This is a genomic window from Cupriavidus sp. 30B13 (assembly GCF_049059565.2).
Classification (GTDB): domain Bacteria; phylum Pseudomonadota; class Gammaproteobacteria; order Burkholderiales; family Burkholderiaceae; genus Cupriavidus.
This window is the reverse complement of the sequence record NZ_CP188223.1, coordinates 3,758,665-3,779,964: the sequence shown is the minus strand read 5'-3', so window position 1 is coordinate 3,779,964 and position 21,300 is coordinate 3,758,665. Positions and strand designations below refer to the sequence as shown.

General features: G+C 69.2%; 23 protein-coding genes. 11 read left to right on the top strand and 12 right to left on the bottom strand.

The features are described from left to right. Positions 1–81: 81 nt before the first annotated feature. From ACKI2N_RS17340 to dhaK, 7 genes are read left to right on the top strand one after another with little or no spacing between them, the layout of a single operon-like run. The gene (locus ACKI2N_RS17340; protein WP_420994360.1) at positions 82–1,038 is read left to right on the top strand and encodes a carbohydrate ABC transporter permease; all 957 of its coding nucleotides are present in this window, start codon (positions 82–84) and stop codon (positions 1,036–1,038) included. After that, positions 1,035–1,997, top strand: a complete 963-nt coding sequence (locus ACKI2N_RS17335; protein ID WP_420994359.1) for a carbohydrate ABC transporter permease — start codon at positions 1,035–1,037, stop codon at positions 1,995–1,997. Before ACKI2N_RS17340 ends, ACKI2N_RS17335 begins: the two co-directional genes overlap by 4 nt. Next, positions 1,994–2,188 (top strand): hypothetical protein, encoded by a 195-nt coding sequence (locus ACKI2N_RS17330; RefSeq protein ID WP_420994358.1) that lies wholly within the window; start codon positions 1,994–1,996, stop codon positions 2,186–2,188. Before ACKI2N_RS17335 ends, ACKI2N_RS17330 begins: the two co-directional genes overlap by 4 nt. 3 nt (positions 2,189–2,191) lie before the next feature. Further along, complete coding sequence (locus tag ACKI2N_RS17325) at positions 2,192–3,283, top strand: ABC transporter ATP-binding protein (protein WP_420994357.1); 1,092 nt, start codon at positions 2,192–2,194, stop codon at positions 3,281–3,283. Continuing rightward, positions 3,276–4,295: an ABC transporter ATP-binding protein gene (locus ACKI2N_RS17320; RefSeq protein WP_420994356.1), complete on the top strand. Its 1,020-nt coding sequence runs from the start codon at positions 3,276–3,278 to the stop codon at positions 4,293–4,295. Before ACKI2N_RS17325 ends, ACKI2N_RS17320 begins: the two co-directional genes overlap by 8 nt. Continuing rightward, entirely contained in the window at positions 4,292–4,933 is a 642-nt protein-coding gene (gene dhaL / locus ACKI2N_RS17315) for a dihydroxyacetone kinase subunit DhaL (protein WP_420994355.1), read from the top strand. Before ACKI2N_RS17320 ends, dhaL begins: the two co-directional genes overlap by 4 nt. Before the next feature lie 5 nt (positions 4,934–4,938). Further along, positions 4,939–5,928, top strand: a complete 990-nt coding sequence (dhaK, locus tag ACKI2N_RS17310) for a dihydroxyacetone kinase subunit DhaK (RefSeq protein ID WP_420994353.1) — start codon at positions 4,939–4,941, stop codon at positions 5,926–5,928. A 22-nt stretch (positions 5,929–5,950) separates the two neighbouring features. On the opposite strand, the gene trpE is transcribed toward dhaK, so the two are convergent. From trpE to rpe, 3 genes are all read right to left on the bottom strand, one after another. Continuing rightward, positions 5,951–7,468, bottom strand: coding sequence for an anthranilate synthase component I (gene trpE, locus ACKI2N_RS17305; protein ID WP_420994352.1), 1,518 nt, complete (start codon positions 7,466–7,468; stop codon positions 5,951–5,953). 479 nt (positions 7,469–7,947) lie between these two features. Continuing rightward, complete coding sequence (gene gph / locus ACKI2N_RS17300; RefSeq protein ID WP_420994351.1) at positions 7,948–8,700, bottom strand: phosphoglycolate phosphatase; 753 nt, start codon at positions 8,698–8,700, stop codon at positions 7,948–7,950. Further along, a complete protein-coding gene (rpe, locus tag ACKI2N_RS17295) occupies positions 8,697–9,407 on the bottom strand; it encodes a ribulose-phosphate 3-epimerase (RefSeq protein ID WP_420994350.1) in 711 nt (236 codons plus the stop codon). Before rpe ends, gph begins: the two co-directional genes overlap by 4 nt. Positions 9,408–9,570: 163 nt before the next feature. Here rpe and apaG point away from each other — a divergent pair, with 163 nt between their 5' ends. Then, positions 9,571–9,945 (top strand): Co2+/Mg2+ efflux protein ApaG, encoded by a 375-nt coding sequence (apaG, locus tag ACKI2N_RS17290; protein ID WP_020201965.1) that lies wholly within the window; start codon positions 9,571–9,573, stop codon positions 9,943–9,945. A gap of 43 nt (positions 9,946–9,988) precedes the next feature. Here the strand turns inward: apaG and ACKI2N_RS17285 are convergent, their stop codons facing one another. Beyond that, a complete protein-coding gene (locus ACKI2N_RS17285) occupies positions 9,989–10,210 on the bottom strand; it encodes a hypothetical protein (RefSeq protein ID WP_420994349.1) in 222 nt (73 codons plus the stop codon). 88 nt (positions 10,211–10,298) lie between these two features. Here ACKI2N_RS17285 and ACKI2N_RS17280 point away from each other — a divergent pair, with 88 nt between their 5' ends. Further along, positions 10,299–11,459: a murein transglycosylase A gene (locus tag ACKI2N_RS17280; RefSeq protein WP_420994348.1), complete on the top strand. Its 1,161-nt coding sequence runs from the start codon at positions 10,299–10,301 to the stop codon at positions 11,457–11,459. A gap of 31 nt (positions 11,460–11,490) precedes the next feature. On the opposite strand, the gene paaK is transcribed toward ACKI2N_RS17280, so the two are convergent. From paaK to paaG, 3 genes are all read right to left on the bottom strand, one after another. After that, positions 11,491–12,795 carry a phenylacetate--CoA ligase PaaK gene (paaK, locus tag ACKI2N_RS17275; protein ID WP_420994347.1) on the bottom strand — a complete coding sequence of 435 codons (1,305 nt, stop codon included), beginning with the start codon at positions 12,793–12,795 and terminating at the stop codon, positions 11,491–11,493. A 71-nt stretch (positions 12,796–12,866) separates the two neighbouring features. Further along, entirely contained in the window at positions 12,867–13,313 is a 447-nt protein-coding gene (gene paaI / locus ACKI2N_RS17270) for a hydroxyphenylacetyl-CoA thioesterase PaaI (RefSeq protein ID WP_420994346.1), read from the bottom strand. A gap of 52 nt (positions 13,314–13,365) precedes the next feature. Then, positions 13,366–14,169 carry a 2-(1,2-epoxy-1,2-dihydrophenyl)acetyl-CoA isomerase PaaG gene (paaG, locus tag ACKI2N_RS17265; RefSeq protein WP_420994503.1) on the bottom strand — a complete coding sequence of 268 codons (804 nt, stop codon included), beginning with the start codon at positions 14,167–14,169 and terminating at the stop codon, positions 13,366–13,368. Between the two features lie 354 nt (positions 14,170–14,523). On the opposite strand from paaG, the gene ACKI2N_RS17260 reads away from it, so the two are divergent. Both ACKI2N_RS17260 and ACKI2N_RS17255 read left to right on the top strand, forming a co-directional pair. Further along, on the top strand, positions 14,524–15,822 hold the full coding sequence (locus ACKI2N_RS17260; RefSeq protein ID WP_420994345.1) for a sensor domain-containing diguanylate cyclase: 1,299 nt from the start codon (positions 14,524–14,526) through the stop codon (positions 15,820–15,822). Positions 15,823–15,826: 4 nt separating this feature from the next. Then, entirely contained in the window at positions 15,827–16,603 is a 777-nt protein-coding gene (locus ACKI2N_RS17255) for an IclR family transcriptional regulator (protein ID WP_420994344.1), read from the top strand. A 65-nt stretch (positions 16,604–16,668) separates the two neighbouring features. Here ACKI2N_RS17255 and ACKI2N_RS17250 read toward each other — a convergent pair whose 3' ends face one another. The 5 genes from ACKI2N_RS17250 to ACKI2N_RS17230 all read right to left on the bottom strand — a co-directional run bounded on the left by ACKI2N_RS17250 (position 16,669) and on the right by ACKI2N_RS17230 (position 21,216). Beyond that, the gene (locus ACKI2N_RS17250; RefSeq protein WP_420994343.1) at positions 16,669–17,313 is read right to left on the bottom strand and encodes a 3-oxoacid CoA-transferase subunit B; all 645 of its coding nucleotides are present in this window, start codon (positions 17,311–17,313) and stop codon (positions 16,669–16,671) included. A gap of 16 nt (positions 17,314–17,329) precedes the next feature. Then, entirely contained in the window at positions 17,330–18,028 is a 699-nt protein-coding gene (locus ACKI2N_RS17245) for a CoA transferase subunit A (RefSeq protein WP_420994342.1), read from the bottom strand. A 55-nt stretch (positions 18,029–18,083) separates the two neighbouring features. Then, positions 18,084–19,151 carry a phosphotransferase gene (locus tag ACKI2N_RS17240; RefSeq protein ID WP_420994341.1) on the bottom strand — a complete coding sequence of 356 codons (1,068 nt, stop codon included), beginning with the start codon at positions 19,149–19,151 and terminating at the stop codon, positions 18,084–18,086. Beyond that, positions 19,144–20,337, bottom strand: coding sequence for an acyl-CoA dehydrogenase family protein (locus ACKI2N_RS17235; protein ID WP_420994340.1), 1,194 nt, complete (start codon positions 20,335–20,337; stop codon positions 19,144–19,146). The genes ACKI2N_RS17240 and ACKI2N_RS17235 overlap by 8 nt, the downstream gene beginning before the upstream one ends. Positions 20,338–20,463: 126 nt before the next feature. Then, the gene (locus ACKI2N_RS17230; protein ID WP_420994339.1) at positions 20,464–21,216 is read right to left on the bottom strand and encodes an SDR family NAD(P)-dependent oxidoreductase; all 753 of its coding nucleotides are present in this window, start codon (positions 21,214–21,216) and stop codon (positions 20,464–20,466) included. Between the last annotated feature and the right edge of the window lie 84 nt (positions 21,217–21,300).

Genomic DNA, 21,300 nt, shown 5'->3' with positions numbered 1-21,300 from the left:
GAACCGAGACCAAAGCTGGCGGGGCGCGGCGGACCGCCTCCGGCCTGCCGCCCGCCGCCGCTTCGCGACAAGGAGTCAGCCATGCTGGCAGACAAGCCTTTTCCCGCGCAGAACCTGCAGGCCGCGGCGCCCGCGCGCGGCGGCGCGCGCCTGCGCGGGCTGTCGGACCGCGCGATCGCGTGGCTGTTCATCCTGCCCACGATCCTGCTGCTGCTCGCGGTCAACATCTTCCCGCTGATCTGGGCGCTGCGGCTGTCCTTCACCAACTTCAAGTCGAACATGCCGAGCATCCCGGCGCGTTTCGTCGGCATCGACAACTACGTCGACATCCTCACCGACGAGGACATCTGGTACGCCATGCAGGTCACCGCCCGCTTCGTGTTCTGGTCGGTGGGGCTGGAGGTGCTGCTGGGCTTCGGCCTGGCCTTGCTGATCAACCGGCGCTTTCGCACGCACAGCTTCTGGACCACGCTGATCCTGCTGCCGATGATGCTGTCGCCGGCGGTGGTCGGCAATTTCTGGACCTTCCTGCTGCAGCCGCAGACCGGCCTGTTCAACGACATCGTGAGCTTCTTCACGGGCATTGCGCCGGGCTCGTTCCAGATGATCGGGGACGTGGCGCTCGCGCCGTGGACCATCGTGATGGTCGACACCTGGATGTGGACGCCCTACGTCATGCTGATCTGCCTGGCCGGGCTGCGCTCGATTCCCGAGTACATCTACGAGGCGGCGGAAGTGGACCGGGCCACGCCGTGGCGGCAGTTCTGGTCGATCACGCTGCCGATGACGCTGCCTTTCCTGATGCTGGCGGTGCTGTTCCGCGCCATCGAGAACTTCAAGATGTTCGACCTGGTGAACCTGCTGACGTCGGGCGGCCCGGGCTCGGTCACGGAGACGGTGTCGATCACGCTCAAGCGCGCCGCGTTCGAGAAGTGGCAGACCGGGTATTCGTCGGCGCTGGCGATCATCCTGTTCGTCACGGTGTTCGGCGCGGCGAACATCTATATCAAGGCACTCAACCGGGTGAAACAGCGATGAGCAAGCCAAGACCGCCCGCCGGTGCCCATTCGGTGGTGGCCGCCACCGCGCGCGGCAAGACCTTCGCGGCCATCGTGGTGATCGCCTATGCGCTGATCGCGACCTTGCCGATGGTCTGGATCATCCTGACGAGCTTCAAGACGCAGGAAGACGCCATCGCGTATCCGCCGGTGGTTTCGTTCCAGCCCTCGCTCGAAGGCTACGTCAACCTGTTCACGATCCGCTCGCGGCAGACCCCGGAGTTCATCGCCAGCCTGCCGCCCGCGCAGACCTGGTACGAGCGCGACGTGCGCAAGCGCGGCATGGTCATCGCCGGGCCCTCCAAGGTCCTGCCGCGCTTCGTCAATTCGCTGGTGATCGGCTTCGGCTCGACCTTCCTGGCGGTCTTCCTCGGCACGCTCGCGGCCTATGCGTTCTCGCGCTTCAAGGTGCCGTGGGCCGACGACCTGCTGTTCTTCATCCTGTCCACGCGCATGATGCCGCCCATCGCGGTGGCGATCCCGATCTACCTGATGTACCGCGCGCTGGGGCTGAGCGACAGTTACCTCGGCATGATCGTGCTGTACACGGCGGTCAACGTCTCGCTGGCGGTGTGGCTGCTCAAGGGCTTCATGGACGAGATCCCGCGCGAATACGAGGAAGCGGCGCTGGTGGACGGCTATACGCGGCTGCAGGCGTTCGTCAAGGTGGTGCTGCCGCAGGCGGTCACCGGCATCGCCGCGACCGCGATCTTCTGCCTGATCTTCGCCTGGAACGAGTACGCCTTCGCGCTGCTGCTGACCAGCGGCGACGCGCAGACCATGCCGCCGTTCATTCCCTTCATCATCGGCGAGGGCGGGCAGGACTGGCCGGCGGTGGCGGCGGCCACCACCTTGTTCGTGCTGCCGATCCTGTTCTTCACCGTCGTGCTGCGCAAGCACCTGCTGCGCGGCATCACCTTCGGAGCGGTACGCAAATGAAAAGCACTCCTGCCCGGCGGCGCCCGCGCGTGCTGCGCCGGCGTTTCGGCGAAGGCGCCGCGACCGTGGTGATCGGCGCGGGCGTCGCCATGCTCGTGCAGCCGTTCTGGCTGGCGCTGTTCACGTGGTCGTTTCCCGTCATCCTGGCGGGCGCGGCCGCGTTCGTCGTCACCAGCCATTTCCCGGACTGAGCCATGGCTACCATCGCGCTGGCGAACCTGCACAAGCGCTTCGGCGATTTCGTCGCGGTGCGCAACACCAACCTCACCGTCGGCGCCGGGCGCTTCGTGGTGCTGCTCGGCCCGTCCGGCTGCGGCAAGACCACCACGCTGCGCATGATCGCCGGGCTGGAGCTGCCGAGCGCCGGCCGGATCCTGATCGACGGCGAGGACGTGACGGCCTTGCGCGCGCGCGAGCGCGACATCGCCTTCGTGTTCCAGATGTTCGCGCTTTACCCGCACATGACGGTGCGCGACAACATCGCCTTTCCGCTGCGCAACGAGCACGTGCCCCGCCATGAGATCGCTTCCCGGGTCGGCGCGGCGGCGCGGATGCTGCGCATCGAAGGCATCCTGGACCGCAAGACCGGCGGCCTGTCCGGCGGCGACCGCCAGCGCGTGGCGCTCGGCCGCGCCATCGTGCGGCAGCCCAAGGCATTCCTGATGGACGAGCCGCTGGGCACGCTCGATGCCGATTTCCGCGAGCTGATGTGCCTGGAATTGCGCAAGCTGCACAATGCGCTCGCCGCCACCACGGTGTACGTCACGCACGACCAGAGCGAAGCGATGGCCATGGCGGACGACATCGTGGTGATGAACGAAGGCGAAGTGCTGCAGGCCGCCTCGCCGCACGAGATCTATCACTATCCGGCGACGGTGTTCGTGGGCAACTTCATCGGCAGCCCGCCGATGAACTTCCTGCCGGTCGACGGCGCCGTCGCCGCGGGCCAGGAGCAGGTCCTGCTGCACGGCGCGCCGGTGCCGGTCCCGCGTTGCGGGCAGGCGGCCGGGCGGGTGCTGCTCGGCATCCGCCCGGAGCATCTCGCGCTCGACGAGCGCGGCCCGTTGCGCGGCCGGGTGGTCGCCGACGAGTACCTCGGCTCGCACCAGGTGCTGATGATCGAGACCGCGCTGGGCATGGTGCGCGCGCGCGTCGGCAAGGACGCGGGGCTGGCGGCGGGAGCGCCGGTCGGCCTGTCGCTGCGCCGGGAGCGCGCGCTGCTCTACGACCAGTCGTCCGGGCGCCTGCTGCCCGGCGCCACGCAAGCGGGAGGCGGGCATGGCTGACATCCAGTTGCGCAATGTGTCGAAGCGGTTTGGCGACGTGGCCGCGGTCGACGACCTGTCCATCGACGTGCGGGACGGCGAGTTCGTCGTGCTGCTGGGGCCGAGCGGCGCCGGCAAGACCACCACGCTGCGGCTGATCGCCGGCCTGGAGCGGCCCGATGCCGGCGACGTGCTGATCGACGGCGAGGTGGCCACCGCCGTGCACCCGTCCGAGCGCGACGTGGCGTTCATCTTCCAGCAGTACTCGCTGTATCCGCACCTGACGGTATTCGGCAACCTGGCGTTCCCGCTGCGCGCGCCGCGCCGGCGCACCGGCGAGGCGCAGATCCGCGCGCGCGTGCAGGCGGTGGCGGAGATGCTGCATATCGCGCCCAAGCTCGGCAACATGGCCACGCACCTGTCGGGCGGCGAGATGCAGCGCGTGGCCATCGGCCGCGCGCTGGTGCGCGAGCCGCGCGTGTTCCTGATGGACGAGCCGCTGTCGTCGCTCGACGCGAAGCTGCGCGAGGAACTGCGCATCGAGCTCAAGCGCCTGCACCGCGCCATCGGCGCGACCATCCTGTACGTCACGCACGACCAGGTCGAGGCCACCACGCTGGCCGACCGCATCGGCATTCTCGAGCACGGCCGCCTGGTGCAGATCGGCACGCCGCGCGAAATCTACGGCAACCCGGCGTCTCTGAGCGCGGCCCGGCGGCTCGGCTCGCCGCCCATCAACCTGCTGCCGCCGGCCTTGTTCGACGCGGTGGCGGTGCCCGCGGAGACCGCCACGGTGGCGATCCGCCCGGAAGACATCGTGGTGCACGAGGCGCACGAGCGCCATGCGCTGGACCTGAAGGTGCTCGAATACTCGCCGCTGCGGCATCTGCTGATCCTGGACCACCAGGGCACCACCGTGGTCGCGACCAGCGCCGGCGAGCGCAATTTCAGCCCGGGCCAGTCCGTGGGCGTTTCGCTGCCCGCACGCAGCCTCTTATATTTCCGTTCCGACGGCAGGAGGATCCCGACATGAACGGCAAGACGGTCATGGCATGCATCGACGCGGCCTGCGCGGCGTTGAGAGAGAACATGGACGAGATCGCGCTGCTCGACCAGCAGATCGGCGACGGCGACCATATCTTCAACCTGCTGCGCGGCATGGAGGCGCTGCGCTCGCTGCGCGCGGAGATCGAGGCGGCGGCGCCCGGCGCGGCGCTGGAACTGGCCGCGGCCAAGGTGTTGTCCACGGTGGGCGGCTCGTCCGGCCCGCTGTTCTATTCGCTGCTCAGCGGCATGGCCAAGGCGGTGCCCGCGCAGGCGGCGGACGTGGCGGGATTCGTGCGCATCTATGCCGCGGGTGTCGACGCGGTCGGCCTGCGCGGCAAGACCGGCGTGGGCAGCAAGACCATGATGGACGTGCTGATTCCCGTGGCCAGGCGCGGCGAGGAGCTGGCGGCGGCGGGCGCATCGGCGCGCGCCGTGCTCGAAGAACTGCCGCGCGTGGCGGAGCAGGGCATGCTGGCCACGCGCGACATGGTCGCCACCAAGGGGCGCGCGTCGTTCCTCGGCGAGCGCTCGCGCGGCCACCTGGACCCGGGCGCGCGCTCGAGCCAGCTCATGATCAAGGCGGTGTGCGAATGGCTGGCGCGGCCGGCCGACGGCAAGGAGTAGAGACCATGAAGAAATTCATCAATCACGTCGACGATTTCCTGGCCGAGAGCCTGGCCGGATTCGCGGCCGCGCACGGCGATCTGGTGACGCTCAACAGCGAGCCGGTGTTCGTGCGGCGCAAGGCGCCAAGGCCCGGCAAGGTCGCGCTGGTGTCGGGCGGCGGATCGGGGCACGAGCCGCTGCACAGCGGCTTTGTCGGCTACGGCATGCTCGATGCCGCCTGCCCCGGGCAGATCTTCACCTCGCCGACGCCGGACCAGATGATGGCCGCGGCCGAGGCGGTCGATACCGGGGCCGGCGTGCTGTTCATCGTGAAGAACTACTCCGGCGACGTGATGAACTTCGAGATGGCATCGGAGATGTCGGAGGTGCCCAACGCGATGGTCCTCATCAACGACGACGTCGCGGTCGAGAACTCCAGCTACACCACCGGGCGGCGCGGCGTGGCGGGCACCGTGATCGTCGAGAAGCTGGTCGGCAGCATGGCGGAAAGCGGCGCCGACCTGGAGCAATGCAAGGCGTTCGGCGACCGCATCAACAAGCGCACCGCGACCATGGGCGTGGCGTTCACCAGCTGCACCGTGCCGGCGGCGGGCACGCCCACGTTCAAGATCGGGGAAGACGAGATCGAGGTCGGCGTCGGCATCCACGGCGAGCCGGGCCGGCGCCGCGCGCGCTTCGCGCCGGCCGACGCCATCGCGGGCGAGTTGCTCGCGGCCATCGTCGACGACCTCAAGCCGCGCGCGGGCGCCGAATTGCTGGTGCTGGTGAACGGCCTGGGCGGCACGCCGCTGAGCGAGCTTTACCTGCTGTTCAATTCGGTCCGCTCGTGGCTGCAGCAGCGCGACCTGCGCGTGGCGCGCGCGCTGGTCGGCGCGCTGACCACTTCGCTCGAGATGGCGGGCGCGTCGGTCACGCTATGCGTGCCCGACGACGAGATGCTGCGCCACTGGGACAGCCCGGTGCATACGCCGGCGCTGCGGTGGGGGATGTAGCGCGGCCGCGGCGCGCTGGCCGTCAGATATCCGAGTCCAGGCCATCCTGGACCTGCTCGGCGGCGCGGATCACGGCGCGCGCCTTGGCTTCGGTTTCCCTCCATTCGGCTTCGGGGTCGGAGTCGGCGACGATGCCGGCGGCGGCCTGCACGTAGAGGTTGCCGTCCTTGACGATGCCGGTGCGGATGGCGATGGCCAGGTCCATCTCGCCGCCGAAGGACAGGTAGCCCACCGCGCCGCCGTAGATGCCGCGCTTGCGCGGCTCCAGCTCGTCGATGATTTCCATCGCGTGCACCTTGGGCGCGCCCGACAGCGTGCCGGCCGGGAAGGTGGCGCGCAGCACGTCGAGGTTGCTCATGCCGGGCTTGAGCGTTCCTTCCACCGAGCTGACGATGTGCTGCACGTGCGAGTATTTCTCGATCACCATCTGGTCGGTGACCTTGACCGAGCCGATCTCGGCGATGCGGCCGATGTCGTTGCGGGCCAGGTCGATCAGCATCACGTGCTCGGCGATTTCCTTGGGGTCGCTGAGCAGCTCGGTGGCGAGCTGCGCGTCCTTCTCCGGCGTGTTGCCGCGCGGGCGCGTGCCGGCCAGCGGGCGGATGGTGACGATGTGGTCCTCGCGCTGGTCGCCGTTGCCGCCGCTGCGGCGGGTTTCCTGGCGCACCAGGATCTCGGGCGAGGCGCCCACGATCTGGAAGTCGCCGAAGTTGTAGAAATACATGTACGGCGACGGATTGAGCGAGCGCAGCGCGCGGTACAGCGACAGCGGCGCGTCGCGGTACGGCTTGACCAGGCGCTGGCCGATCTGCACCTGCATCATGTCGCCGGCCATGATGTATTCCTTGGCCTTGTGCACGGCGGCCAGGTAGTCGGCCTTGTCGAACTCGCGGAAGACGTCGGTCTGCACCGAGGGGCTGGTGACCGGCACGTCCACGGGCTGGCGCAGCTTCATGCGCAGCTCGCGCAGGCGCTGGCGCGCGCGCGCATAGGCCTCGGGCGTGGTCGGGTCGGCGTAGACGATCAGGTAGAGCTTGCCGGACAGGTTGTCGATCACGGCGAGCTCTTCGCACAGCAGCAACTGGATGTCGGGCAGGTTGAGGTCGTCCGGCTTGCGGGTGTTGGCCAGCTTCTTTTCGATGTAGCGCACCGCGTCGTAGCCGAAGTAGCCGGCCAGGCCGCCGCAGAAGCGCGGCAGGCCGGGGCGCAGCGCCACCTTGAAGCGTTTCTCGAAGTCGGCGATGAAGTCGAGCGGGTTGCCTTCGTGGGTTTCCACCACGCGGCCGTCGGTGACCACCTCGGTGCGCATGCCGTGGGCGCGCAGCAGGGTGCGGGCGTGCAGGCCGATGAAGGAGTAGCGGCCGAAGCGCTCGCCGCCCACCACCGATTCGAGCAGGAAGGTGTTGACCCCGCGCGTCTGCGATTGCGCCAGCTTGAGGTAGAGCGAGAGCGGCGTTTCCAGGTCGGCGAAGGCTTCGGCGATCAGCGGGATGCGGTTGTAGCCCTGCTCGGCCAGCGATTTGAATTCCAGTTCGGTCATGTCGATCCTCTTGTGCGGCGGCGCGGTGCCCTGGGCTGTGCGCTCGCCGCGATGTCGGCAACTTGGGGCTGGAAGGTCGTCAGACCCGCCCCGGGAAGACCTGGCGCGGAACGGCAGTCCGCGCACGGCCGGGGTAGGCGTGCAGCGCGTTCGGGTGACAGCAGGCGCAAGGCCTGGGACGTCGGGCGGCTGGGGAAATCTGTGAAGGTCCGGCAACCTGCCGGTCTGGCCGGCCCCGTTCCATGTTAGTGCATCGCAGATGCAGCAGATCCGGGAAGAGGGGGGCGGTCAGGAGACTCGCGAACGCACTTTACGCCTGTTGGGAGGCACGCCAGCGACGCCAGGGCCAGGCCTGCCGATCACTGCCAGAAGAGATGCGCTTGCGGTTCAGGAACATGAAATCGTGTTCAGCGATTTACGGTTTGGATGCGGCGGTCCGGATGGAACGGTGGGTAATATCCGGCGCCGCGGGAGGCTGCTCAGGTCGCTTGATGTGCTTGGTGTGCTCGATGTGCGGTAAGCACCTCTGCGGCCTGGGCAATGGAATCGACTATACCATCGGCGTCGACGCCTTGTACAGGATTGCCATGGTTGTACCCATAGGGCACCAGCAGCACGCCCATGCCGGCCGCGCGCGCCGCCAGGGCATCGTTTTCCGAGTCGCCGATGGCGGCGATCTCGGCCGCTTCGAGCCGGAACGCCTCGCCCACCTTGAGCAGCGGCAGCGGATCAGGCTTGCGCAGGGCGAAGGCGTCGCCGCCGTAGACCAGCTCGAAAAAGCGCGCCAGCCCGGTCTTGGCAAGCAGCGGCTCGGTGAAGTCATGTGGCTTGTTGGTGACACAGGCCAGGCGCAGGCCGGCCGCCCGGAGCGCGGCCAGCCCCTCGGCCACGCCCGGGTAGACTTGCGAGAACTGGCCGTTGATGCGCAGGTATTCGCGGTCGTACAGCGCCAGCGCGTCGGCGAACATGCCGTTGGCGTGGGCCGGCGACAGGCGCGCGTCCAGCACGCGCCGGATCAGGTTTTCCGAGCCCTTGCCGACGAAGCTGACGATTTCCTCGCGGCCCAGCGGCGCCAGCGGGCCGAGATGCGGATGCAGGTGCGCCAGCGCCGCCAGCATGGCGTTGACCGCGGCATGGAAGTCGCCGGCGGTGTCGACCATGGTGCCGTCGAGGTCGACGATGACGCCGCGGATGCCGCGCCAGTCGGTGCGCTTGAGCCGGGCCGTGCTCATTGGCCGGCCTTGGCGACCTTGGCCAGCTCGGCGCGCAGGGCGCCCAGCACGCCCTTGTAGCCGCCGTCGGCGTCCGGCTTGCCGAACACGGCGGAGCCGGCCACGAAGGTGTCGGCGCCCGCTTCGGCGATCTCGGCGATGTTGTCCACCTTCACGCCGCCGTCCACTTCCAGCAGGATGCGCCGCCCGGTGCGCTCGGCGTACTCGTCGATGCGCCGGCGCACGGTGCGCAGCTTGTTGAGCGTCTCGGGAATGAAGGACTGGCCGCCGAAGCCGGGGTTGACCGACATCAGCAGGATCACGTCGAGGCGGTCCATGACGTGGTCCAGGTAGTTCAGCGGCGTGGCCGGGTTGAACACCAGGCCGGCCTGGCAGCCGTGGTCGCGGATCAGCGTGAGCGTGCGGTCGATGTGCTCGCTGGCCTCGGGGTGGAAGGTGATGATGTTGGCGCCCGCCTTGGCGAAGTCCGGCACGATGCGGTCCACCGGGCGCACCATCAGGTGCACGTCGATCGGCGCCGTCACGTGCGGGCGGATCGCCTCGCACACCAGCGGGCCCACGGTCAGGTTCGGCACGTAATGGTTGTCCATCACGTCGAAGTGGATCCAGTCGGCGCCGTCGGCGGTCACGCGTTTGACTTCTTCGCCCAGGCGGGCGAAATCGGCGGACAGGATGGACGGGGCGATGCGGTAGTCGGGAGTGCTCATGGCGGCGGCTCGTGGGGGTGCGTTCAGCGCAAATCCAGCGCGAAGACCGGTATTTTACCCTTCCCGCGCGGGGGACCGCAGCCGGCCGGCGGCGCCGCGGCTTGCCGCTCCCCCGGCCTTGCCGCACAATGCGGCTACCCTATCCTGCCGTGATGTGCCGACAATGAGCGAATACGCGTTTTCCGTGGCCGTGCGTACCCAGTACCTGGCCGACCAGTCCGACCCCGAGCGCGGGCGCCATGCCTTCGCCTACACCATCACCATCCACAACACCGGCGAAGTGGCCGCGCAGCTGATCTCGCGCCACTGGGTGATCACCGACAGCGACAACGGCACGCAGGAAGTGGCGGGCCTTGGCGTGGTGGGCCACCAGCCCCTGCTCAAGCCGGGCGAGCATTTCGAATACACCAGCTGGGCCACCATCTCGACGCCGATCGGCTCGATGAAGGGCGAGTATTTCTGCGTGGCCGAGGACGGCCACCGCTTCGAGGTGCCGATTCCCGAGTTTGCGCTGGTGCTGCCGCGCATGCTCCATTGACACCGGCAGGATGCAGGCGCAGGCAGAAGCGCCCGCGCGGAACCTAGCGGCCCGGCGTGCTGTCCTGGTCCTGTGGGGCGCCGGCGGCGGGCTGGCTGCCGGCCTGGCCGGCGCGCGAGGGATGATCGTCCGGCGCGCGGGCGGGGCGCGGGTTCTTCTTCGCCGTGCCCATGGTCCAGACCACGATGAAGATCAGCAGGAAGAGCGCCACGCCGGCCTCGAGGGCAAACAGCAGCATGGGATGGGCTTCGAAGAACTGGCTCATGGCAGGATCACTTGGAGGCGACGCTGGGCATTGTAGGGCATCGGCAGATGCGCCCGGCCTCGCGGTTCCGCGTTCTTACCCAAACAAGATGGCTTATCCGCATTCCTTTCCCCGTTTCTCCTTTTCCCTGCCGGCGCCCGTGTCCGGCGCCGCGGGCGCGCGCCGGCTCGGCTGGCTCGCGCTGGCCACGGCCGCGGCGCTGCTGGCCGGCTGCATGAGCGGGCCGCCGCCGCGCATCGAGGCGCCCGCCGGCACGCGTCCCGCGGCGCCGCCCGCCGCCTCCGGCCAGAAGGGCCAGTTGCAGGCCGCCAGCTGGGCCGAGATCGGCGGCTGGAGCCAGGACGACGTGCGCGCCGCGTGGCCGGCGCTGCAGGCCAGCTGCCAGGCGCTCAAGAAGCGTGCCGAATGGAACCGCGTCTGCGCCATCGGCCTGATGGTCGATGCCGGCGACCTGGGCGCCATGCGCGCCTACTTCGAGTCCAACTTCCAGCCGTACCGCGTGGTCAACGGCGACGGCACCGACAACGGCCTGATCACCGGCTACTACGAGCCGATCCTGCACGGCTCGCGCACGCGCCAGGGCCAATACCAGATTCCGCTTTACCGCAAGCCGCCCCAGTGGGGCAACCGGCCGCTGCCGGCGCGCGGCGAACTGCTGCAGAACCCGGCGCTGCGCGGCCAGGAACTGGTGTGGGTGGACGATGCGGTGGAGGCCGCCTTCCTGCAGATCCAGGGCTCGGGCCGCATCCGCCTGCAGGACGGCACCATGATGCGCGTGGGCTTCGGCGGCACCAACGACCAGCCGTTCCGCTCGTTCGGCAAGTGGCTGCTGGACCGCGGCGAGATCACGCCGGCGCAGGCCACCATGCAGGGCATCAAGGGCTGGGCGCGCGCCAATCCGGGCCGCGTGGAAGAGATGCTCAACGTCAATCCGCGCTTCGTGTTCTTCCGCGAGCTGCCGCCGACCAACGAGGGCCCGGTCGGCGCGCTGGGCGTGCCGCTCACGGCGGAGCGCTCGATCGCGGTCGACCCGGCCACGATCCCGCTGGGCGTGCCGGTCTTCCTGTCCACCACCAGGCCGCTGTCGGCCGAGCCGATCCAGCGCCTGATGTTCGCGCAGGACACCGGCTCCGCCATCAAGGGCGGCGTGCGTGCGGACTTCTTCTGGGGCGCCGGCGACGCGGCCGGCGAGGCGGCCGGCCGCATGAAGCAGGGCGGCCGCATGTGGGTGCTGATGCCGCGCAGCTAAAGCGGCCCGGCGCGGCCGGCGTGGCGTCCGCTCAGCGCGGGCGCTGGTCGACGATGCGGCGCGCCTTGCCCACCGAGCGTTCCACGCCGCCCGCGGGCAGGATCTCGATGCCCACGGTCACGCCGATATAGGCCTTGATGTCATAGGTCAGCCGGGCGCTGGCCTGCTGCGTGCCGGCCGGGTCCACGCCGTGCGCGCACTCCACGCGCACGGTCAGCACGTCGAGGTGGCCGTCTTTGGTCAGCACGCACTGGTAGTGCGGCGCCAGCTCGGCGTGCTTGAGGATCAGTTCCTCGATCTGCGAGGGAAACACATTGACGCCGCGGATGATCATCATGTCGTCCGAACGGCCCGTGACCTTCTCCATGCGGCGGAAGGCGCCGCGCGCGCTGCCCGGCAGCAGGCGGGTCAGGTCGCGCGTGCGGTAGCGCACGATGGGCAGCGCTTCCTTGCTCAGCGTGGTGAAGACCAGCTCGCCGAATTCGCCGTCGGGCAGCACCTCGCCGGTGTCCGGGTCGATCACCTCGGGGTAGAAATGATCTTCCCAGATGGTCGGGCCGTCCTTGGTCTCGGCGCATTCGCTGGCCACGCCCGGCCCCATCACTTCCGACAGCCCGTAGATATCCACCGCCGAGATGCCCATGCGCTTCTCGATGGCCAGGCGCATCTCGGGCGTCCACGGCTCCGCGCCGAAGATGCCCACGCGCAGCGAGGTGGAGGACGGGTCGATGCCCTGGCGCTCGAATTCGTCGGCAATCGCCAGCATGTAGCTGGGCGTGACCATGATGACTTCGGGCCTGAAATCCTGGATCAGCTGCACCTGGCGCTCGGTCTGGCCGCCGCCGAACGGGATCGCGGTAAGTCCGGCCTTCTCCACGCCGTAGTGCGCGCCGAGGCCGCCGGTAAACAGGCCGTAGCCGTAGCTGATGTGCACCTTGTCGCCGCGCCGCGCGCCAGCCGCGCGGATCGAGCGCGCCACCACGGTGGCCCAGTTGTCGATGTCCTGCAGGGTATAGCCCACCACGGTGGGCTTGCCGGTGGTGCCCGACGAGGCATGGATGCGCGCGATGCGGTCCTGCGGCACGGCGAACATGCCGAACGGGTAGTTGTCGCGCAGGTCCTGCTTGGCGGTGAACGGAAAGCGGGCGAGGTCGGCCAGCGTGCGCAACTGGTCCGGATGCACGCCGGCGGCGTCGAACTTGCGGCGGTAGACCGGCGAGTTGCGGTAGGCATGGTCGAGCGACCATTTCAGGCGTTCGAGCTGCAAGGCCTGCAATGCGTCGCGGCCGGCGGTCTCGATCGGCTCTAGCGGCAGATCTGTGAGGCGCGTGCTCATGGTGTCTCCTGCGCGGGGGCTTGTGTTTCTGGCTTGCGTTCTTTCTTGTGGCGGGTGTGCCGACGGGGAGCTTACCGTGCCGGCCCGGGCGGGGCGACCACATGGCCCTTGATCTGCGCGGACTTGCCGCGGAACATCGCCACCGTCTCGCCGGCGCGGTTGGTCACGCGGATGTCGTAGATGCCGTGCCGCCCGGACAGGACCTGCTCGGTGGCCTCGGCCGTGAGCAGGTCGCCGCCGTGCACGGGCTTGAGGAACTCGATGCTGCAGCCGGCCGCTACGGTATTGATGTTGTGGCTGTTGCAGGCGAAGGCGAAGGTGGAATCGGCCAGCGTGAACATCAGCCCGCCGTGGCAGATGCCGTGGCCGTTGAGGAATTCCGGCCGCACCGGCATCGACAGGCGCGCGTAGCCGGGGCGCACGGCTTCGAGGGTGATGCCCAGCCAGCGGCTGCAGGCGTCGGCTTCGTACATGCTGGCGGCGGCCGCTTCGGCGAGGGCCTGGGGAGTGTGGGTCAAGCTGGTCTCCTGGTGGGGCGGGGAAGCGGGTGGAGCGGGTGGAGCCGGTGATTCAGCGCCCGCTGAAGCGGGGCGCGCGCTTTTCCAGGAAGGCACTCACGCCCTCCGCGTAGTCATGCGAGGCGCCGAGCTCGCGCTGCAGGTCGCGCTCCAGGTCCAGCTGGGCATCGAGCCCCTGGCTCGCGCCGGCCTGCATGGCGTGCTTGATGGCCGCCAGCGCGCGCGTGGGCTGCGCCGCCAGGTGCGTGGCCAGCGCCAGCGCCTGCTCGGGCAGCAGCGGGTCGTCCATCGCTTCCCAGATCAGGCCCCATTTCTCGGCTTCGTCGGCACTGAGCTTGTCGCCCGTCATGGCCAGGCCCATCGCGCGCGCCATGCCGACGCGCCTGGGCAGCAGCCAGGTGCCGCCCGAATCCGGGACCAGGCCGATCTTGACGAAGGCCTGGATGAAGCTGGCCGAACGCGCCGCCAGCACCATGTCGCAGGCCAGCGCCAGGTTGGCGCCGGCGCCCGCCGCGGTGCCGTTGACGGCGGCGATCACCGGCAGGGGCAGCTTCTGCAGGCGGCGGATCAGCCGGTTGAACCAGACGTCGATCAGCTCGCCCAGGTCGGTCATGGCGCCCGGGGTGAAGTCCAGGTCGGCCAGGTCCTGCCCGGCGCAGAAGCCGCGGCCGGCGCCGGTCAGCAGCAGCGCGCGGGCGCCGCCGGTCTCGACGTGGTCGAGCGCCTGCTGGAGCACCGCATGCATCTCGCGCGTGAAGGCGTTGAGCTTGTCGGGGCGGTTGAGCGTGACGACCGCGACCTGGCCGTGCCAGGCGAGCAATACCGGGCCGGAAGTCAGGCTGGCCTGAGGGGGCATGTCTGGCATCGTTGTCTCCTGCCTAGGATGGTGGCTGGTGGCCTGCGCCGGGCGTATCGCGGCGGGGCTTGGTAGCGGACCGCGCGGCCCCTCTTCTCTCTTCTATATAGAAGGTGTTGCCGGAAGATGTTGCGGCCCGAAAAAATTAACCGACCAGTCGGTCGGCAAATAATAGCAACATATCCGGTGGTGCGGAAGCGGTCGCGCGCCATTTTGGATGTCCGTCCGGTCTCTCATCGCTTCCTGCCGCAGTGCAGATCGCCTCGGGCCCGTGAATCCGCCAGGCCCGGTTATGCAACAATGGCTTTCACGATACTTGAATTGGTGCGGCAACGCTCCCGCAAAGCAAGACTTATGTCCGATCGGCTCACCCAATCGCAGGACTTCGAGGGCGGCATCGCGGTCGCCGTCGCCATCGTCGGGCACGATGCGCGCCACAATCTGGTCGTCACCGCCTGCAACGACCACTTCTTCCGGATAACCGGCGGCGCGCGCGCGGACACGCGGGTATTTCCCGTCGCGTTCGATACGCTGTTTCCCGATGACGGGCAGCTCGAGCTGCGCGGGAAACTCCAGGCGTGTTTCGAGTCCGGCGCATCGCACGAGCTCGTGCAGGCGCACGACCTCCCCGAGGGCGGGCGTCGCTGGCGGCTCTCGCTCAAGCCGTTCCGGCATGCGAGCAGCGGCGCGGCCGTGTCCGAAATCCTCGTGACGGGCATCGACGTCACCGCCAAGCTGCATCTGGCGCACAAGCTGGAGGTCAGCACCACCCGTTTTCGTGCCGTGGTCGACTCGGCGTACGACGCGATCGTCACGATCGACGAGCGGCGCAACATCACGATGTTCAACCGGGCGGCGGAGAACCTGTTCGGCTATACGTCGGCCGAGGTGCTGGGACGGCCCATCGAAACCCTGCTGCCGGAGAAATTCCGCGCGCGCCATCCGCAGCACGTGCGGCAGTTCGCGGACTCGGTGCAGACGAACCTGCGCTCGATGAGCCCGCCGCGCATGGACGAGAGCAACAGTGTGTACGGGCGGCATCGCGACGGCACCATCATCCCGGTCGAAATCTCGATCTCCAAGATCAACGTGGACGGCGTGACCGAGTTCACGGCGGTCATCCGCGATATCACCGATCGCGCCCGGCTGATCGATCTGCTGAAGAAGCAGGCCGTGACCGACGCCCTGACCGGCCTGCCGAATCGCCGCGAGTTCCTGGACTTCGTCGATAAAGTGCTCGGCACCGACGACATCGTGTCGGTGTTCATCCTCGACATCGACTTCTTCAAGAAGATCAACGACAGCCATGGCCACGACGTCGGCGACGAGGTGCTGCGCGTGCTCGCGAAGGTCGGCATGTCGATCCCGCACCAGTCCAAGCTGTTCGCCCGCTGGGGAGGCGAGGAATTTGTCGCGGCCCTGCCCGGCGCGGATGCCGAGCTCGCGCGCGGCATTTCGGAGCGGCTGCGCCAGCGCGTCGAGCAGCAGGATTTCGAGCACGCGTGGCGCGTGGAGCCGATCCCCTTTACCGTCAGCATTGGCGTGGTCACGCGCGAGGCCGGCGAACGCGACGTCGACGCGCTGATGAGGCGCGCGGACCGGGCGCTCTACCGGGCAAAGGAGTCCGGCCGCAATCGCGTCGAGGCCGGATAGCTCCATGCCAGAACGACGGACCGGAACGCAAAGCATCGAACGCGCCGTGGATTTGCTGCGCGTGATCGCGATGGGCGGACATTCCGGCATGCGGCTCAAGGAGGTCGTGGCGGCTTCCGGCCTGGCGGAGGCGACGGTCGTGCGCATCGTGCAGGGCCTGGTCGCCTGCGGCATGCTCACGCGCAACGAACGCTCCAACCGGCTGGTGCTGGGCCCGCTCGTGCAGGAACTCGGGCTGCTCACGCGCGATGAGATCCCGGCGGACGTGCTGGCCTGCCAGGGCCTGGTGCGCGAACTCGCCGCGCTGACCGGCGAGACCATCTACCTCAACCGGCGCAACGGCTTCGATTCGGTCTGCGTGGACGTGGCGATGGGCGCCAACCCGGTGCAGGCGCATCCCATTTCGGTCGGCGTGCGGCGGCCGCTGGGCGCCGGCGCCGGTGGCATCGCGATGCTGGCGACGCTGCCGGACCGCGAAGTGGCGGCCTGCATCGCCCATAATGCCCCGCGGTACGGCTTCTACGGCCTCGACGCGCCGGGCGTGGAGCGGCTCGTGGAAGAAGCGAAAGCCAAGGGGTTTGCGCTGTTGCGGGGCCTGACGATCCGCGCGGTGTCCGTGGTCGCGCTGCCGATTCCGGGCCCCGCGCCGCAGAGATCGGTCGGCTTTTCCGGCATGACGACCCGCCTGACGGACGCCGCCATCGCGGCCTGGGTGCCCCAGGTCCGCGCGCGGATCGCGGCAGCGGCGCAGCGCCTTGACGAGGAGACGCCCCAGCCGTGAGCGCGCGGCCGGCGCCGCAAGGCGAGCCGGCGTCCGGACCCAGCGCCCCGCAGCCGGCGCGCCGGTCAGCCGAAGATCAGCGGCGCGCCGGTGCGCTCGCGCACCTCGGCGGGCGTCACGCCGGGGGCAAGCTGCACCACGCGCAGCCCGGCCGGCACCACGTCGATCACCGCCAGATCGGTGATGATGCGGCTCACCACGCCTACGCCGGTCAGCGGCAGCGTGCACTGCGGCAGGATCTTCAGGTCGAAGCCGCCATCCTTGCGCCGCGCCACGTGTTCCATGAGGATCACCACGCGCGCGACGCCGGCCACCAGGTCCATCGCGCCGCCCATGCCCTTGACCATCTTGCCGGGAATCATCCAATTGGCGAGGTCGCCGCGCTCGCTGACCTGCATCGCGCCGAGGATGCTCAGGTCGATCTTGCCGCCGCGCACCATGGCGAAGGCCTGGTCGCTGCTGACGATCGAGGTGCCGCGCACGGTGGTCACGGTCTGCTTGCCGGCATTGATGAGGTCGGGATCGACCTCGTCTTCGGTCGGGTAAGGGCCGATGCCGAGCATGCCGTTCTCGGCCTGCAGCCATACGTCCACATCGGCCGGCACATGGTTGGCGACCAGCGTCGGCAGGCCGATGCCGAGGTTCACGTAGAAACCGTCCTCCAGTTCCTCGGCCGCGCGCGCGGCCATCTGCTCATGGGTCCAGGGCATGTCGGGGGTCTCCTGCTCAGGCGCTGCGCGTGGTGCGCTTCTCGATGCGTTTCTCGGGATGGGCGTTGACGACGATGCGGTGCACGTAGATGCCCGGCAGATGGATGTCGTCGGGCGCGATCGCGCCGGTCTCGACCAGCTTCTCCACTTCGACGATGCAGATCCTGCCGGCCATCGCCACGGCCGGGTTGAAGTTGCGCGCGGTATAGCGGAAGCGCAAGTTGCCCGCGCGGTCGGCCACGTCGGCTTTGACCAGCGAGACGTCCGGCACCAGCGAGCGCTCCATCACGTACCGGCTGCCGTCGAACTCGCGCACCTCCTTGCCCTCGGCGACCATCGTGCCGACCCCGGTCTTGGTGAAGAACGCCGGAATGCCGGCGCCGCCGGCGCGCAGCTTCTCGGCCAGCGTGCCCTGCGGCGTGAACTCGAGCTCGAGTTCGCCGGCCAGGTACTGGCGCTCGAATTCCTTGTTCTCGCCGACGTAGCTGGCGATCATCTTGCGGATCTGCCGCGTCTCGAGCAGCTTGCCCAGGCCGAAGCCATCGACGCCCGCGTTGTTCGAGATCGCGGTCAGGTTGCGCGCGCCCGAGTCGCGCAGCGCGTCGATCAGCGCTTCCGGAATGCCGCACAGGCCGAAGCCGCCGACCGCCAGCGTCTGCCCGTCCCGCACCACGCCGGCCAGCGCGGCGGCCGCGCTGGCGTATACCTTGTTCATTGCTGTCGTCTCCTCCGGATATCGTTCCGGTGATGTCTGGGTTGCGCGCGCGGCGTCAGCGCACGCGTGCCGCCTGTGCCCACGCGAGGTCGGCCACGCGCGCGAAGCGCTCCCCCAGCGCCTGCGCGTCGGCGCTGGCGGCGGTGCCGCGCGCGGCGCGCCCGCGGATGCCGTGCAGGATCGCCGCGAAGCGGAACATGTTGAACGCGACGTAGAAATCCAGGTCGGGAATGCCGGCGCGCCCGGTGTGCCCGCAATAGGCGGCCACGTAGGCCGCCTCGTCGGGCAGCCCCGCTGCGGCCAGGTCGAGGCCGGCGAGGCCGCCGAGGATGTCGCGCGGCATGCGGTACATCATGGCGTGATAGGCAAAGTCGGCCAGCGGATCGCCGAGCGTCGACAACTCCCAGTCGAGCACCGCGATCACGCGCGGCTCGGTCGGGTGGAAAATCATGTTGTCGACGCGGAAGTCGCCATGCGTGATCGAGGTTTCGTCGGACCGCGGCAGATGCGCGGGCAGCCAGTCGACCAGGCGGTCCATCGCCGGATGGCGCCCGGCGGCCTCGTCGGCGAGATACTGCTTCGACCATCGCTCGATCTGGCGCGCCACGTAGCCGCCGGGCCTGCCGTAGTCGCCGAGGCCGACCGCTGCCGGGTCGATGCGGTGCAGCGCCGCGAGGCTCGCGTTCATCGCATGCAGGTAGGCTCCGCGCCCGTCCGCCGGCACCTCCGGGAAACTCGGGTCCCAGAAGATGCGGCCGTCCACCATGTCCATCACGAAGAACCAGCTGCCGATCACGGCGTCGTCCGTGCACAGGCCGTGCACGCCGGGCACCGGATAGCCCGCCCGGCCCAGCGCCGCCATCACGCGCGCCTCGCGCTCCACCGCGTGCGCGCCCTTGAGCAGCTCGCCGGGCGGCTTGCGGCGCAGCACGTAGTGGCGCCCGGGCGTGCGCACGCGGTAGGTCGGATTGGATTGCCCGCCGCTGAACTGGTCGACCTGCATCGGGCCGGCGAAGCCGTCCACGTGCTGCGCCATCCAGCGCAGCAGCGCGGCTTCGTCGATGCGGTGCTGCGCGCGCACCGGCACGGTGGCGGCGCCGGCCTTGCCGCCGGAATCAGCCATGGCGGGCGGCCTCCAGCGTGTCGCGCTTGATCTTCCTGGCCAGCGACCACTTGTGGACCTCGGTCGGGCCGTCGTAGATGCGGAACGCGCGCAGTTCGCGGAAGGCCTGCTCGACGATGGTGTCGCGCGACACGCCGTTGCCGCCCAGGACCTGCACGCAGCGGTCGGCCACGCGGTAGAGCGCCTCGGACACCGCCACCTTCGCCATCGAGCTTTCGGCGGTGCCGGACGAGCCTTCGTCGAGCACGCCGGCGCACCAGTCGATCATCAGCGCGGCCTGCTGCAGGTCGATCAGGTTTTCCGCGAGCATGAAGCCCACGCCTTCGTGATCGATCAGCAGCTTGCCGAACGCCTTGCGCGTGGTGGCATACGCGCGCGCGATTTCATCGGCGCGCGTCACGGTGCCGAACCAGCGCATGCAGTGCGACAGCCGCGCCGGAGACAGCCGCACCTGGGCATAGCGGAAGCCCTCGTCGGCCTCGCCCAGCACCTGGCCGGCGGGTACGCGCAGGCCGTCGATCAGGACCTGCGCATGGCCGCCGGGCATCGAGCTGTCGATGGTATCGAGCACGCGCTCGATGCGGATCGCCGGATGCGGCAGGTCGACGAGGAACATGGTGGCGCGCGCGTGCTCGCCCTCGCCGGTGCGGGCCATGACGATGCCGACCGTCGCGCCTTCCGCGCCGGTGATGAACTTCTTGCGGCCATGGATGACCCAGCCGTCGCCTTCGCGCACCGCGGTGGTCTGCAGCATCGACGGGTCCGACCCGGCGCCGCCGTCTTCCGCGGGCTCGGTCATGAAGAAGGCCGAACGCGCCTCGCCGCTGACCAGCGGCGCCAGGAAGCGCGCCTTCTGCGCCGCGGTGCCCACCTTGCCGAGCAGGTACATGTTGCCCTCGTCGGGCGCCATCGTGTTGACGGCGACCGGACCGAGCGGCGACAAGCCCGAGCGCTTGAGCACGGCCGCGGTTTCGCGCTGGCTCAGGTGCGAGCCGTCGGGCAGGATGTGCGGCGTCATCACGCCCGCGGCGCGCGCCAGGGCGCGCAGCTCGTCGACGAGGCCAGCCGACGGGCCATGCGAGGCGCAGCGCGGATCTTGCTCGTAGGGCACGACCACGTCGCGCACGAAGCGCTCGACGCGCTCGGCGATCTCGCGGCTTCTTTCGGTGGGACAAGCGGTGAACATGATGTGAATCTCCTTGGTGGTCGTTTCAGAAAGCTCCCGGCGTCGTTGCGCGGCACGGCAAGTACCGCCTGTACTGCCCGCGGCCGCGCCTGGCCAGGACCGCTTCGCTTCGTCTTGAAACAACCTCTACAGCGTGTTGACCAGGTGGCCGCCGTCGACGGCCACCACGGCGCCGGTCATGTAGCGCGAGGCATCGGACGCGAGCAGCAGCAGCGGCCCGTCCAGGTCCTCGAGCCGGCCGAGGCGGCGTTGCGGAATGCGTGCGATCAGCGCCTTGCCGGCATCGGTCTGCCAGAAGTCGCGGTTGAGCTCGGTGTCGATATAGCCCGGTGCGATCGCGTTGACGCGGATGCCGTAGCGGGCCCACTCGAGCGCGAGCGTCTGCGTCAGCTGGACCACGCCGGCCTTGGAGACCGCGTACGACACCACGCCGCCGGCCTGGCGCAGGCCGAGGATCGAGGCCACGTTGACGATGCTGCCGCCGCCGCGCTCGCGCATGCCCGCCGCCAGCGCCTGCGCGACGAAGAACATGCCCTTGAGATTGGTGTCGAGCACGAGATCCCAGTCGGCCTCGGCATGCCCGAGCGCCGCGCCTTCGCGCACGAGGCCGGCGTTGTTGATCAGGATGTCGACCGGGCCGACCTCGCGCGCCATCGCCGCGCGCGAGGCGGCGTCGGTGACGTCGAGCGCCACGCATTGCGCGCGCCCGTATGCCTGCACGCGGTGCGCCACGGCCTCCAGCGCGTCCAGGCGCCGTGCCGCGAGCACCACCTCGGCGCCCTGCGCGGCCAGCCGCTGCGCGAAGTGCGCGCCGAGCCCGCTGGAGGCGCCCGTGACCAGCGCACGCTTGCCGCGCAGGCCGAGCAGCGTATCCGTCATCCTTGTCTCCTTTTTCCAGATTGTAGGACAATGTTGTAGGATTTATCCATGTCTTGTCAATCGGGGTTCACGGTGCCGTCCCGC

Bases quoted from the DNA above. Each gene is read 5' to 3' on its own strand.
- ACKI2N_RS17340 (WP_420994360.1), top strand. From the start codon at position 82: ATGCTGGCAGACAAGCCTTTTCCCGCGCAGAACCTGCAGGCCGCGGCG.
- ACKI2N_RS17335 (WP_420994359.1), top strand. From the start codon at position 1,035: ATGAGCAAGCCAAGACCGCCCGCCGGTGCCCATTCGGTGGTGGCCGCC.
- ACKI2N_RS17330 (WP_420994358.1), top strand. From the start codon at position 1,994: ATGAAAAGCACTCCTGCCCGGCGGCGCCCGCGCGTGCTGCGCCGGCGT.
- ACKI2N_RS17325 (WP_420994357.1), top strand. From the start codon at position 2,192: ATGGCTACCATCGCGCTGGCGAACCTGCACAAGCGCTTCGGCGATTTC.
- ACKI2N_RS17320 (WP_420994356.1), top strand. From the start codon at position 3,276: ATGGCTGACATCCAGTTGCGCAATGTGTCGAAGCGGTTTGGCGACGTG.
- dhaL (WP_420994355.1), top strand. From the start codon at position 4,292: ATGAACGGCAAGACGGTCATGGCATGCATCGACGCGGCCTGCGCGGCG.
- dhaK (WP_420994353.1), top strand. From the start codon at position 4,939: ATGAAGAAATTCATCAATCACGTCGACGATTTCCTGGCCGAGAGCCTG.
- trpE (WP_420994352.1), bottom strand. From the start codon at position 7,468: ATGACCGAACTGGAATTCAAATCGCTGGCCGAGCAGGGCTACAACCGC.
- gph (WP_420994351.1), bottom strand. From the start codon at position 8,700: ATGAGCACGGCCCGGCTCAAGCGCACCGACTGGCGCGGCATCCGCGGC.
- rpe (WP_420994350.1), bottom strand. From the start codon at position 9,407: ATGAGCACTCCCGACTACCGCATCGCCCCGTCCATCCTGTCCGCCGAT.
- apaG (WP_020201965.1), top strand. From the start codon at position 9,571: ATGAGCGAATACGCGTTTTCCGTGGCCGTGCGTACCCAGTACCTGGCC.
- ACKI2N_RS17285 (WP_420994349.1), bottom strand. From the start codon at position 10,210: ATGAGCCAGTTCTTCGAAGCCCATCCCATGCTGCTGTTTGCCCTCGAG.
- ACKI2N_RS17280 (WP_420994348.1), top strand. From the start codon at position 10,299: ATGGCTTATCCGCATTCCTTTCCCCGTTTCTCCTTTTCCCTGCCGGCG.
- paaK (WP_420994347.1), bottom strand. From the start codon at position 12,795: ATGAGCACGCGCCTCACAGATCTGCCGCTAGAGCCGATCGAGACCGCC.
- paaG (WP_420994503.1), bottom strand. From the start codon at position 14,169: ATGCCCCCTCAGGCCAGCCTGACTTCCGGCCCGGTATTGCTCGCCTGG.
- ACKI2N_RS17260 (WP_420994345.1), top strand. From the start codon at position 14,524: ATGTCCGATCGGCTCACCCAATCGCAGGACTTCGAGGGCGGCATCGCG.
- ACKI2N_RS17255 (WP_420994344.1), top strand. From the start codon at position 15,827: ATGCCAGAACGACGGACCGGAACGCAAAGCATCGAACGCGCCGTGGAT.
- ACKI2N_RS17250 (WP_420994343.1), bottom strand. From the start codon at position 17,313: ATGCCCTGGACCCATGAGCAGATGGCCGCGCGCGCGGCCGAGGAACTG.
- ACKI2N_RS17245 (WP_420994342.1), bottom strand. From the start codon at position 18,028: ATGAACAAGGTATACGCCAGCGCGGCCGCCGCGCTGGCCGGCGTGGTG.
- ACKI2N_RS17240 (WP_420994341.1), bottom strand. From the start codon at position 19,151: ATGGCTGATTCCGGCGGCAAGGCCGGCGCCGCCACCGTGCCGGTGCGC.
- ACKI2N_RS17235 (WP_420994340.1), bottom strand. From the start codon at position 20,337: ATGTTCACCGCTTGTCCCACCGAAAGAAGCCGCGAGATCGCCGAGCGC.
- ACKI2N_RS17230 (WP_420994339.1), bottom strand. From the start codon at position 21,216: ATGACGGATACGCTGCTCGGCCTGCGCGGCAAGCGTGCGCTGGTCACG.